We start from the raw sequence: 13,027 nt of genomic DNA on the forward strand, positions 1-13,027 counted from the left end.
TTTTCTGCTCTTCAGGGCGGATCAGGCCGAGGGCGGGGGCACGTAGCCGGAAGCCTGGTCGGCGCCTTCACCAAAGAAGTACTTTTCCGTTTGCTTGAGCAGGTACTGGCGGGCGCGGGAATCCGCCATGTTCAGGCGGTTTTCGTTGATGAGCATGGTCTGGTGCTTGAGCCAGCCGGCCCAGGCTTCCTTCGACACGCTTTGCCAGATCTTCTTGCCCAGTTCGCCGGGCAGGGGCGGGAAGTCGAGGCCTTCGGCTTCCTTGTTGAGCTTGACGCAGTGGACCATGCGGGCCATGGGGTTCCTCTCTTTGACTCTTGTGGCGGATGCGTCGCCATGGGGCGCGCGCGAATCCCGCTATTGTAAGGCGCGCAGCCGGTTCGCCTGCGATTCCGGCACGCCGCTCGGGGACATACCGCGGCTCAGAGCTTCTTCATCAGCACCATCGAGCGCCGCTGCCAGTTGTACAGCTTGCGGCGGTCTTCCGGGAGATCGTCCACGCTGGCGCGCACGAAGCCGCGCTTGAGGAACCAGTGTTCCGTGCGCGTGGTGAGCACGAACAGGTGCTTGAGGCCGATGGCGCGCGCGCGCGCCTCGATGTGCTTGAGCAGGCGTTCGCCGTCGCCGGTGCCCTGGCTGTCGGGGGACACCGTCAGGCACGCCATTTCGCCCACGCCTTCCTTCGGGTACGGATACAGCGCCGCGCAGCCGAAGATGATGCCGTCGTGCTCGATGACCGAGAAGTTGGCGATGTCGCGCTCGAGCAGGCGGCGCTCGCGCGGCACGAGTGTGCCGTCTGCTTCCAGCGGCTCGATCAGCTGCACGATGCCGCCCACGTCGTCCAGCGTGGCTTCGCGCAGGTATTCCAGGTCGGTGTGCGAGACCATGCTGCCCACGCCATCGTGCAGGAAGAGCTCCAGCAGGATGCTGCCGTCCAGCGCGAACGGAATCAGGTGCGCGCGGCGCACGCCCCCGCGCATGGCCTTGACGATGTGCTGCAGGTAGTACGCCACGTCGTGCGACAGGCTGCCGTCGCGCAGGCGCTCGATGGCCATCTCCATCGACAGATCCTGCTGCAGCTTGCCCACCCGGTCCACCAGGCCTTGCACTTCAGTGATGAAGATCAGCTTGTCGGCCTTGAGCGCCGCGGCCGTATTGGCGGCCACGTCTTCCATCGACAGGTTGAACGCCTGCCCCGTCGGCGAGAAGCCCAGCGGCGAGAGCAGCACGATCTTGCGGTTCGACAGCGATTGCTGGATCGAATCGGCGTCGATCTTGCGCACGAGCCCGGTGTGCTGGAAGTCCACCCCGTTGACGATGCCGACCGGCCGCGCCGTCACGAAATTGCCGGACACCACCGAGATGCGCGCGCCGGCCATCGGCGTGTTGGGCAGCGCCTGGCTGAAAGTCGCCTCGATATCCAGGCGCAGTTCGCCCGAGGCCTCCTTGGCCGATTCAAGCGCCGCGTTGTCGGTCACGCGCACGCCGTCGACAAACTGCGTCTGCACGTTGCGCAGCGCCAGTTGCTCTTCCACCTGCGGGCGCGAGCCGTGCACCAGCACGATGCGCATGCCCATGGCGTGCAGCAGGGCGACGTCGTTGACCAGCGAACCCAGCATGCCGGCCTTGACCAATTCGCCGCCAAATCCGATGACGAAGGTCTTGTCGCGGAACGCATGGATGTAGGGCGCCACGGCACGCAGCCAGTCGACAAACTGCTGCTGTTCTGGCGTGGGTGCAATCGGGGCGACGTCGGGGGCTGGCGTGTGGGCGACCAGCGAAACACTGGGCGGAACGCCGGCGGCGGGGGCGGAGGAACGAGCGGTCACGGGCGGGGGCAGGGTAGGCGCAGAGCGCGGCCGGTGCAGGAAAGATGCGCGGATTATAATCCCGGCCGATGTCAGATTCCCACGCCCGGCCGCGCTCTGCGGCACCCTCCCGACCGCAGCCCCACGACGCCGACCGGCCTGCACGCCAGCCGGGCGGTGATGGCCGCCGCCCGCGCCGCCCCACGCCGACGCCGGAAGCGCTCGCAGCCGCCCTCGAGGCCCGCCGCGCACGCGCCAATCCCGTTCCGCCGATCACGTTTCCGGAAGCGCTGCCCGTGTCGGCCCGGCGCGACGAAATCGCCGGGGCCATCGCCAAACACCAGGTGGTAATCGTTTCCGGCGAGACGGGCTCGGGCAAGACCACGCAGCTGCCCAAGATATGCCTGTCGATCGGGCGAGGCATCGGGGCGGGTGGCACCGGGCTCATTGGCCATACGCAGCCCAGACGGATTGCCGCCACGTCGACCGCCAAGCGCATCGCGCAGGAGATCGGCACGCCGGTGGGCGAGCACGTCGGCTTTCAGGTGCGCTTCAACGACACGCTCTCGGCGGGCGCGTCGGTCAAGCTGATGACCGACGGCATCCTGCTGGCCGAGACGCAGAACGACCCGCTGCTGCGCGCGTACGACACGATCATCATCGACGAGGCGCACGAGCGCAGCCTCAACATCGACTTCCTGCTCGGCTACCTGAAGCAGTTGCTGCCGCGCCGGCCCGATCTGAAGGTGATCATCACCTCGGCGACCATCGACGCCCAGCGGTTTGCCGAGCACTTTGCGGGGCCGAAAGGGCCGGCGCCGGTCATCGAGGTCAGCGGCCGGCTGTATCCTGTCGAGGTGCGCTATCGCCCCGTTCAGCGCGACGAGAATGACAAGGACCGCGACCTCTATGACGGCATCGTCGACGCGGTGGACGAACTGGCCCGCGAAGGCCCCGGCGACGTGCTGATCTTCCTGCCCGGCGAGCGCGAGATCCGCGAAGCAGCCGAGGCGCTGCGCAAGCACCATCCGGCGCATACCGAGATCCTGCCGCTGTTTGCGCGGCTGTCGGTGCAGGAGCAGGAACGCGTGTTCCGCCCGTCCAACGCGCGGCGCATCGTGCTGGCCACCAACGTGGCGGAGACGTCGCTCACGGTGCCGGGCATTCGGTATGTCGTCGATACGGGGCTGGCGCGCGTCAAGCGCTATTCGTATCGGAACAAGGTCGAGCAATTGCAGATCGAGCCGGTGTCGCAGGCCGCGGCGAACCAGCGCGCGGGCCGTTGCGGCCGGGTGGCCGACGGCGTGTGCATCCGTCTGTATGAAGAGGCCGATTTCATCGCGCGGCCGCGCTTTACCGATCCGGAGATCCTGCGTTCGTCGCTGGCGTCGGTGATCCTGCGCATGAAGGCGCTGCGGCTGACCGACGTCGAGCAGTTTCCGTTCATCGAGCCGCCGCTGGGCCGGGCGATTGCGGATGGCTACCAGCTCCTGCAGGAACTCGGCGCCGTCAACGACGAGAATGCGCTGACCCCCCTGGGCAAGCAGATCGCCCGCCTGCCACTGGACCCGCGTGTCGCGCGGATGATTCTGGCCGGGCGCGACCACCAGTGCCTGCGCGAAATGCTCATCATTGCGAGCGCGTTGTCGGTGCAGGATCCGCGGGAGCGCCCGCAGGAGTTGCAGCAGCAGGCCGACCAGGCCCACCGCGAGTTTGCCGACGAGAAGTCTGAATTTCTCGGTTGGGTGAAGTTGTGGAAGTGGTTTGAAGAGGCGGTCGCGCACAAGAAATCGAACAAGCAGTTGCAGGAGAATTGCCGCGCGCATTTCCTCTCGCACGTACGGCTGCGAGAATGGCGCGATGTGCATTCGCAATTGCACACCACGGTGGCGGAGCAGGGCTGGAAGCTCAACGAATCCGAGCCGACGTACGAGCAACTGCATCTGGCGCTGCTGACGGGCTTGCTCGGCAACATCGGCGTGCGCATTGAAGAGGCCGACGGCAAAGGCCGCGAATACCTGGGCGCACGCGGCATCAAGTTCTTCCTGTGGCCCGGTTCGGCCATCGCACGCAAGGCCGGCAAGTGGGTGGTGGCGGGAGAGCTCGTGGAGACCAGCCGCCTGTTCGGCCGCACGCTCGCACGCATTGAGCCGGAGTGGGTCGAGAAGGTCGGCGCGCACCTGCTGAAGGTGTCGTGGAGCGATCCGCATTGGGAGAAGAAGGCCGGCCAGGTGATGGCCTTCGAGCGCGGCACGCTGTACGGCCTGCCGATCTACCAGCAGCGCCGCGTGCATTTCGGGCCGATGCAGCCGAAGGAGGCGCGCGAGCTGTTCATCCGCCGGGCGCTCGTCGATGGCGAATTCGAGACGCGCCTGCCCTTCTTTGCGCACAACCAGCGCCTGGTGCGCGAGATCGAGAATCTCGAGCACAAGTCCCGCCGGCAGGACGTGCTGGTGGACGACGAACTGATCTACGCGTTCTACGACAGCCAGATTCCGGCGGACGTCTACCACACGGTTTCGTTCGAGCGCTGGTATGCCGAGGCGGCCAAGGGTAACCCGAAGCTGCTGTACCTGAATCGCGATGACCTGATGCGGCACGAGGCGGCCGGCATCACCACCGACCTGTTCCCCAAGACGCTGCCGATCGCCGGCATCGACATGGGCCTGACGTACCACTTCGAGCCCGGCAGCCCGCGCGACGGCGTGACGCTGACGGTGCCGCTGTATGCGCTCAATCAGGTGCCCGCGCAGCGGGCGGAATGGCTGGTGCCCGGCATGCTCAAGGAGAAGGTGCACCTGCTGCTCAAGAGCCTGCCGCAGAAGCTGCGCCGCCATTGCGTGCCGCTGCCCGATTACGCGGCCGGATTCGTCTCGCGTGTGAAGCTCGGCGACGGCGATCTGCTGGACCGCCTGATCGCCGACGTGCGCGAGCAGACCGGCACGCCGCTCAAGCGTGCCGACTTCAAGCTCGAAACGCTGCCCGCGCATCACTTCATGAACTTCAAGGTGATCGACGAGCACGGCCGCCAGCTCGACATGGGCCGCAACCTGGCCCAGCTGCGCGCGGAACTGGGCGGGCGGGCGCAGCAGACGTTCCAGTCGATCGCCGCCAAGGACGCGGCCGTGGCCGGCGCGCAGGATGGTGCCAAGCCGGCCAAGAGCAGCAAGGGCGACGCACCCTCGAACGCTGCGCTGTATTCGGGTCTCACGACGTGGAATTTCGGGGCATTGCCGGAGTTGCTCGAAATCCGCAAGGGCAACCAGACGCTGTTCGGCTACCCGGCACTCGTCGACGCCGGCGATCACTGCGACGTGGAAGTCTTCGACGACCCCGCCGAGGCGGCACGCATCCACCGCCTGGGCCTGCGCCGGCTCTTTGCGATCCAGCTGCGCGAGCCGTTGAAGTACCTGGAGAAGAACATCCCCGGCCTGTCGCAGATGGCGATCCAGTTCATGAGCCTGGGCACGCAGGATGAACTGCGTAACCAGATCCTGGACGCCACGCTGGAGCGCGCCTGCCTGCAGGACCCACTGCCCACCGATGACGCCAGTTTCGGCGCCCGCAAGGACGAGAGCCGAGCACGCCTTACGCTGCTGGCGCAGGAGATTGCGCGGCTGGTGGGCGCCATCCTGGCCGAGTACGCCCACCTGCCGCGCAAGCTGCAGATCGCCAAACCGTTTGCCGCCGCCTATGCGGACATCGACGCGCAGTTGAAGGTGCTGATGCACAAGCGTTTCATCGAAGCGACGCCGTATGCGCAGCTGACGCATTTTCCGCGCTACCTCAAGGGCATCGCCCTGCGCATCGACAAGCTCAAGGCGGATCCCACGCGCGACACGCAGCGCATGCACGAGATGGCCCCGCTCATCCAGCAATACCAGCGCGCCGAGAAGGCGCTGCGCGTGCAAGGGCAGGGCGGCACCGACCCGCGCATGGAAGAGTTCCGCTGGATGCTGGAGGAGTTGCGCATCGCCTTGTTCGCGCAGGAATTGCGCACGCCCGTGCCGATGTCGGTCAAGCGGCTGCAGAAGGTATGGGAGTCGATGCAGCGGTAGCCCGGCTGTGCATTGTCTTGCGCGCTGAAAGTTCCCATTTTCTTTTTTGATTTGTGTCAGCGACCGCCTGAGGGCCGGCGTTAGAATGGCTGGCTAAGTCGCTGAATCTTCTCGTTATGTCCGCTGTGCGCGCCTCGTTTGCCTCCCGCTGGTTTTCCACGCTTGTCCTGTCGGCCGCCGCCCTGGCGGCAACGCATGCCGCGCGTGCTGAAGTCGTCACCGTGCTCAATTCGGGAGACGCCAGCGTCACCCTGATCGACAAGGACACCCGCAAGGTGCTGGAGACCTTCCCCGTCGGCAAGGAGCCGCACCACCTGATTGCGACACCAGACGAGAAATCGCTGATCGTGGCGAACGCGGTCGGCAACGATCTGGTGTTCCTCGACCCGATCACGGGCAAGATTCAGCAGCGGGTGCCGCGCATTGATGACCCATACCAGATCGGCTTCTCGCCCGACCAGAAGTGGTTTCTGACCACCGGCAACCGCCTGGACCGGGTCGACGTGTACCGCTGGGACGGCCATGCGCTCACCATCGCCAAGCAGATTCCCGCCGCCAAGACGCCGAGCCACATTGCGTTCACGGCCGACAGCAAGATCGCCTTCATCACGCTGCAGGATTCCAACGAGGTCATGGCCATCGACCTGCCCACGCAGACCGTGATGTGGCGCATGACCATCGGCTCGGCCCCCGCAGGCGTGTGGGTCACGACCGACCAGAAATACCTGCTCGTCGGCATGACGGGCGCGGACTACGTCGAAGTCATTGACTGGCGCAACCGCACCAGCGTCAAGCGCATCCAGACCGGCAAGGGTGCACACAACTTCCGCGCGCTGGGCGACAAGCGCCATCTGTTCCTGTCGAACCGCGTGTCAGGCACGATCAGCATCGTCGATCAGCAGACGCTGACCAAGGTGGGCGACATCACCGGCCTGCCACCAGGCCCCGACGACATGGAACTCACCGCCGACGGCAAGCAGCTCTGGGTGACGTGCCGCTGGGCCAAGCGCGTGGCCATCGTTGACGTTGCCAGCCGCAAGGTGGTGGAAGAGATCAAGGTCGGCCGCTCGCCGCATGGCATCTACTTCCGTTCGCGCGCGCCGCTCATCTGAGGCGTGGTCATCATGAAGCCCGGCCTGTCGATCCTGCGTACGGTGGCTGCCGCAGCGGCGCTGAGCCTGTGCGCGATCGCCACGGCTGCGCCGGGTGGGGTCAACGCCGGCGCCTGCAAGGGCACGGTGTACCTGACGTTCGACACGGGCAGCATGAGCCAGGCGCAGCTGATTGCCGACACGCTGCGCCGCCACCGCGTCCACGCCACGTTCTTCCTTGCCAACGAGAAGACGATCCACGGCGACAGCACGCTCGATGACGGATGGGTGCCGTACTGGAAATCGCTCGCGGCCGACGGCCACGCTTTCGGTACGCACACCTTCGATCACGTCTACTACAAGGGCGAGGCTGGCGCCGGCAAGGTCCGCTTCCGCCCGCAGTTCGGCGAGCAGGGCGGCCGCAGCGTCGTCTGGGGCGAGCCCGAATTCTGCGCCGAACTCAAGCGCAGCGCCGAACGCTTCAAGGCCATGACCGGCCAGCCGATGGACCCGCTGTGGCGCGCGCCTGGCGGCCATCTTTCTGCGACGACGGAACGCTGGGCCCAGCAATGCGGCTTTGCGCATGTGGCATGGGCGCCGGCGGGCTTTCTCGGCGACGAGCTGCCGTCCGAGCGGTATTCGAATGCGGCCTTGCTCGACAAGGCGCTCGCGAGCCTGCGCGATGGCGACATCACGATGGCGCACCTGGGCATCTGGTCGCGCAAGGACCCGTGGGCGCCCGCCGATCTGGAGCCGCTGATCACCGGCCTGGAGCGCAAGGGTTTCTGTTTTGCCACCCTGCGCGATCATCCGCAGTACAAGGCCTGGTTTGCCGCTCACCCGGCGGCACGCTGACATGTTCGACTGGATTGCCGACACCTTCACGCAAGCGCAGGACCTGCTGTTTCAGCATGTCGTGATGCCGCTCACCTATGCCATCGGCCTCGGCGGTTATGTCGAGGATGCCTACCCCGGCACCGAGTGGCTACTGATGGGCCTCCTGCAGATCGCCGTGTTGCTGCTCGTCTTTCGTCCGCTGGAGCGTTGGCGTCCCGTAGAGCCGATGCACGATCGCAAGGCCGTGCGCGCCGATGTCATCTATACGCTGTTCCACCGGCTCGGCTTTTTTCCGCTGCTGATGTTCTTCACGCTGCAGCCGCTCATCGATGCGCTGGACGGCGAGCTGCGTTTCTGGGGCTGGGCGCACCTGAACGTGGAAGACTGGTGGCCGGGCGTGACGTCCATCGCCATCGTGAGCTTCCTGGTCTATCTGGTGCTGTTCGACCTGCTCGACTACTGGTATCACCGGCTATCGCACAAGTTCCACTGGTGGTGGAGCCTGCATGCGCTGCACCACAGCCAGCGGCAGATGACGCTGTGGTCGGACGACCGCAATCACATCATCGACGACGTGCTGCGCGGCGCGGTGTTTGCCATCGCGGCGCTGGTCATCGGCGTCGAGCCTTCGCAGTACGTGCTGCTGGTCGCCATCTCGCAACTGCTGCAGAGCCTGCAGCACGCCAACGTACGTTTGCACTTTGGCTGGCTCGGCGAGCGGCTGCTGATCTCGCCGCGCTTCCACCGGCTGCACCACGCCATCGGGCTGGGGCACGAGGTGCCCGGCAAGCCGGGTGTGCTGGGCGGCTGCAACTTCGGCGTGCTGTTCCCGTGGTGGGACATGCTGTTCGGCACCGCCGTCTTCTCGCCGGAGTACCACGCCACCGGCATCCGCGATCAGCTTCCGGCGCCGCAAGGCCGCTCACGCGACTACGGCCGCGGCGTGCTGCGCCAGCAGTGGCTGGGCATCAAGCGGCTCTTCGGCCGCGCCTAAGTGCGAGCGAAGCAGCGCGCGCGTCATGTCGGCGCGCTGTGCTAGGCTGTCCGCTCGCAGATTCCCCGATTCCCGCATGAACGACCTGATTCGCTCGTTTGGCCGCGCGCTGCTGTCGCAACTGCATCCGCGCATGCTGTTCCTGACCGTGCTGCCGTTTATCGTGGCCCTGGTGGTGTGGGGCGGCGTTCTGTATTTCGGCTGGGATGCCATGAACGGCATGGCCCGGAGCGCCGTCGAAAGCTGGGCCTTCATGGGCTGGATCAAGAGCGGCCTCAGTGCCATCGGCATGACGGGCCTGTGGTCGGCCGTCGCACCGCTGCTTGTCATCACGTTGCTTGTGCCGGTGATCGTCGTGTCGATCCTCGTCTTTGTGAGCGTGACGTCGGTGCCTTCGGTCATGCGGTTTCTCGATCGCAGCTACCCGCAGCTCGAACGGCGCAAGGGCGGCTCCATCGCGGGTAGCGTGCTGCATGCGCTGCTGTGCACGGCCGTGTTCATCCTGGTGGCGATTCTTACGCTGCCGTTGTGGCTGATCCCTCCGTTCTTTGCCCTGATCCCGCCCTTGCTCTGGGGCTGGCTCACGTATCGGCTGATGACCTACGACGCGCTGGCTGACCACGCCAGCGCAGACGAGCGCCGAGCGATCATGCAGCGCTACCGGCTGCCGCTGCTGGGCATCGGCATTGCGGTCGGCATGCTGGGCTCGGCGCCGACACTGCTGTGGGTGTCGTCGGTGGTGACGATCGTGCTGTTCCCGATCATCGCCATCGCGGTCATCTGGCTGTATGTGCTGATCTTCATCTTTTCGGCGCTTTGGTTCGGGCACTTCTGCCTGCGCGCGCTCACGCGGTTGCGCGCAGAGGCACCCCCTGCACGCCGGGTCGAGGCATCGGTCATCGACGTGCACACCATTGAGCTGCCCCGCGACTAAGCAACAAGGACTGACATGGCTTTCGGCATGATCATCATCGGCGACGAGATCCTCTCCGGCCGCCGCGAAGACAAACACCTGCGCAAGCTGATCGAAGTGCTTGGCGAGCGCGGCCTTGCACTGGAGTGGGCCGAGTACGTTGGCGACCAGCCCGCGCGCATCACCAGCGTGCTCAAGCGCACGTTCGCCAGCGACGACGTGGTGTTCTGCACCGGCGGCATCGGTGCCACGCCCGACGACCACACGCGTCAATGCGCCGCCGCGGCGCTCGGCGTGCCGCTGGAGCTGCACAGCGAAGCGCGCGAACTGATCACCCAGCGCATCATCGACACGGCCGGCGGCGATCCCGTCAAGGCGGATATCTCCACGCCCGAAAACCAGCATCGCTTCAAGATGGGTGAGTTTCCAAAGGGCGCGCGCATCATCCCGAACAGCTACAACAAGATCCCCGGGTTCTCTGTGGCGCATCACCACTTCATGCCGGGCTTTCCGGTGATGGCGTGGCCGATGATGGAGTGGGTGCTCGACACGTATTACGCCGACCAATTCCACCGCGCGCCGCGCGAAGAGCGATCGTTCCTGGTGTTCGGCCTGCCGGAGTCGCGGCTGACACCGCTGATGGAGCGCATCGAAGCCGAGTTCGACGGCGTGAAGGTCTTCAGCCTGCCGAGCGTCGGCGATGCGGCCCGCGGCGAGCGCTATGCCCGCTCGCACATCGACCTGGGGGTAAAGGGGACGCCCGAGGCCGTGGCGCGCGCCTACGCGGTACTGCGAGAAGGCGCGCTGGCGCTCGGCGGCGAGATCTTCGAGGCGGACGCCGCAGCGGCCTCCTGACCAGGCCCGAGCCGGTTTACGCGCCGTGCCACGGCAAGCCGCGGAAGCACCAGCCTTCCACGGTCTTGCGGTGGCCTTCACTGTCCTTCGCGCCTTCGAAGCCTTCCAGTACGTCCATTGCCAGCGTGTAGCCCGCTTGTGCAGCGGCGGCGGCGGCGTGCTTGGAGCGTGCAGCGCTGCGGCACAGGAACAGCACGGGTGCGTCCTTCGGTACAGCCGCTTCCAGAGCGTTCAGGAAGTTCGGGTTGCGCACGCCGCCCGGATACTGGTTCCACTCCACATGCACGAACTGGCCCGGCGCAACATCTGGCGTGCCCACCCAGTCCAGCTCGGCGCGCGTGCGCACGTCCACCAGCCGGGCCTGCGGGTCGGCAGCCAGGAGCGCAGCAGTCTCCTGCGGTGACAGCGCCCCGAAATACGGCAGCTGATCGGCCTGGCGGCGCGCGGCGGCGGCTTCCAGCAGGGACTCGCGAGTGAGTGTGGTGGCTGTCATGGCATCGGACGGCGAAATGGAAAGCGACCATTTTAGCGCTGGGCCCCTGTGGCGCGGGCGAAAATCCCCGTAATGGTGCCATCATGGTTCGCTCGCACTCAAATAGTGCTGATTCGGTTTTTATGCACCGCCTGCGTGCATTGGCTATGCTGGTCAGACAGCCTGCCGGCTCACCGTGGTGCGGCGTCGGAGCCGGGGCGGTCCGGTCGGGAACGCGACTCTCCCGCCCCGGGCCTGGGCTCCTGCGGGCCTGCACTGTTTGCGGGAGCGCATGCCCCTCGGCGGACGGAAATTGGCATGGTTTCTGCTAAGATTCCCGCGGTCTTTTTCAGGGGCGTCGGGCCATGCCGGGCGACCTTGCCAGAAAGAAGATGTTTCGGGGGTGAGCGCGAGTTGCAGCCGATATGGCAGCGATCCGTCACACAACCGGCTCACAATGATTTGCGTTATCGCGCTACCAGGAGAATGGCATGTCCCAAAGCATTGCAGACGTGATGAAGCTCGTGAAGGAAAACGACGTCAAGTTCGTCGATTTCCGCTTCACCGATACCAAGGGTAAGGAGCAGCACGTCTCGGTCCCCGTTTCGCACTTCGGCGAAGACAAGTTCGAAAGCGGCCACGCCTTCGACGGTTCGTCGATCGCCGGCTGGAAGGGCATCGAAGCGTCGGACATGCTGCTGATGCCGGATGCCAGCACCGCCCACATCGACCCGTTCTACGAAGAGCCGACGCTGGTGATGACCTGCGACGTGATCGAACCGTCGGACGGCAAGGGCTACGACCGCGATCCGCGCTCGATCGCCAAGCGCGCTGAAGCCTACCTGAAGAGCTCCGGCCTGGGCGACGCCGCCTACTTCGGTCCGGAACCCGAATTCTTCATCTTCGACGGCGTGACGTGGAACGTCGACATGCAAGGCTGCTTCGTGAAGATCCATTCCGAAGAAGCACCATGGTCGTCGGGCAAGGAGTTCGAGCACGGCAACTCGGGCCACCGTCCGGGCAAGAAGGGCGGCTACTTCCCGGTTGCCCCGATCGACACGTTCCAGGACATGCGTTCGGAAATGTGCCTGATCCTGGAATCGCTGGGCATTCCGGTTGAAGTGCACCACCACGAAGTGGCTGGCCAGGGCCAGAACGAAATCGGCACGAAGTTCAGCACGCTGGTGCAACGCGCCGACTGGACGCAACTGCAGAAGTACGTGATCCAGAACGTCGCGCACACCTACGGCAAGACGGCTACGTTCATGCCGAAGCCGGTCGTGGGCGACAACGGTTCGGGCATGCACGTTCACCAGTCGGTGTGGAAGGACGGCCAGAACCTGTTCGCGGGCAACGGCTACGCAGGCCTGTCGGAATTCGCGCTGTACTACATCGGCGGCATCATCAAGCACGCTCGCGCGCTGAACGCCATCACCAACCCGGGCACGAACTCGTACAAGCGCCTGGTGCCAGGCTTCGAGGCTCCGGTCAAGCTGGCCTACTCGGCGCGTAACCGCTCGGCTTCGATCCGTATTCCGTACGTGGCGAACCCGAAGGGCCGTCGTATCGAGACCCGCTTCCCGGATCCGCTGATGAACCCGTACCTGGGCTTCGCTGCGCTGCTGATGGCCGGTCTGGACGGCGTGCAGAACAAGATCCACCCGGGCGAAGCTGCCGACAAGAACCTGTACGACCTGCCGCCGGAAGAAGACGCAAAGATCCCGACCGTGTGCTCGAGCCTGGACCAGGCCCTCGAGTACCTGGACAAGGATCGCGAGTTCCTGACCCGCGGCGGCGTGTTCTCCAACGCCATGCTCGACGCCTACATCGAGCTCAAGATGGAAGAAGTCACGCGCTTCCGCATGACGACGCACCCGCTTGAGTTCGAGATGTACTACTCGCTGTAATGTGCCGCTGCCCCATGCGATGCAACCGTGGGGCAAGGACATGACATCGTTGAGGGAGAAGGGCGGCGCAGGTCGCCCTTTTCTGTTGGCGC

The 13,027-nt window shown here is 65.5% G+C and carries 10 protein-coding genes; 7 read left to right on the top strand and 3 right to left on the bottom strand.

The window, feature by feature from the left end:
• Positions 1-21: 21 nt before the first annotated feature.
• Together TK49_RS10380 and argA are read right to left on the bottom strand one after the other, a co-directional pair.
• Positions 22-297, bottom strand: coding sequence for an oxidative damage protection protein (locus tag TK49_RS10380; RefSeq protein WP_045786616.1), 276 nt, complete (start codon positions 295-297; stop codon positions 22-24).
• A gap of 125 nt (positions 298-422) precedes the next feature.
• Positions 423-1,829 carry an amino-acid N-acetyltransferase gene (gene argA / locus TK49_RS10385; RefSeq protein WP_045786617.1) on the bottom strand — a complete coding sequence of 469 codons (1,407 nt, stop codon included), beginning with the start codon at positions 1,827-1,829 and terminating at the stop codon, positions 423-425.
• 68 nt (positions 1,830-1,897) lie between these two features.
• Between argA and hrpA the strand changes: the two genes are divergently transcribed.
• The 6 genes from hrpA (at position 1,898) to TK49_RS10415 (ending at position 10,556) form a co-directional block, all read left to right on the top strand.
• Positions 1,898-5,866: an ATP-dependent RNA helicase HrpA gene (gene hrpA, locus TK49_RS10390; protein ID WP_045786618.1), complete on the top strand. Its 3,969-nt coding sequence runs from the start codon at positions 1,898-1,900 to the stop codon at positions 5,864-5,866.
• Positions 5,867-5,982: 116 nt separating this feature from the next.
• Positions 5,983-6,978: a YVTN family beta-propeller repeat protein gene (locus tag TK49_RS10395; RefSeq protein WP_045786619.1), complete on the top strand. Its 996-nt coding sequence runs from the start codon at positions 5,983-5,985 to the stop codon at positions 6,976-6,978.
• 12 nt (positions 6,979-6,990) lie between these two features.
• The gene (locus tag TK49_RS10400) at positions 6,991-7,812 is read left to right on the top strand and encodes a polysaccharide deacetylase family protein (RefSeq protein ID WP_045786620.1); all 822 of its coding nucleotides are present in this window, start codon (positions 6,991-6,993) and stop codon (positions 7,810-7,812) included.
• A gap of 1 nt (position 7,813) precedes the next feature.
• Positions 7,814-8,788, top strand: a complete 975-nt coding sequence (locus TK49_RS10405; RefSeq protein ID WP_045786621.1) for a sterol desaturase family protein — start codon at positions 7,814-7,816, stop codon at positions 8,786-8,788.
• Between the two features lie 76 nt (positions 8,789-8,864).
• A complete protein-coding gene (locus TK49_RS10410) occupies positions 8,865-9,722 on the top strand; it encodes an EI24 domain-containing protein (protein WP_045786622.1) in 858 nt (285 codons plus the stop codon).
• 15 nt (positions 9,723-9,737) lie between these two features.
• Positions 9,738-10,556: a competence/damage-inducible protein A gene (locus TK49_RS10415; protein ID WP_045786623.1), complete on the top strand. Its 819-nt coding sequence runs from the start codon at positions 9,738-9,740 to the stop codon at positions 10,554-10,556.
• 16 nt (positions 10,557-10,572) lie between these two features.
• Here the strand turns inward: TK49_RS10415 and TK49_RS10420 are convergent, their stop codons facing one another.
• On the bottom strand, positions 10,573-11,049 hold the full coding sequence (locus TK49_RS10420; protein ID WP_045786624.1) for a rhodanese-like domain-containing protein: 477 nt from the start codon (positions 11,047-11,049) through the stop codon (positions 10,573-10,575).
• Positions 11,050-11,519: 470 nt separating this feature from the next.
• Between TK49_RS10420 and TK49_RS10425 the strand changes: the two genes are divergently transcribed.
• Positions 11,520-12,935, top strand: coding sequence for a 3-hydroxylaminophenol mutase (locus tag TK49_RS10425; protein WP_045786625.1), 1,416 nt, complete (start codon positions 11,520-11,522; stop codon positions 12,933-12,935).
• The last annotated feature ends 92 nt before the right edge of the window (positions 12,936-13,027 follow it).

It is taken from the genome of Ralstonia mannitolilytica (assembly GCF_000954135.1).
Classification (GTDB): domain Bacteria; phylum Pseudomonadota; class Gammaproteobacteria; order Burkholderiales; family Burkholderiaceae; genus Ralstonia; species Ralstonia mannitolilytica.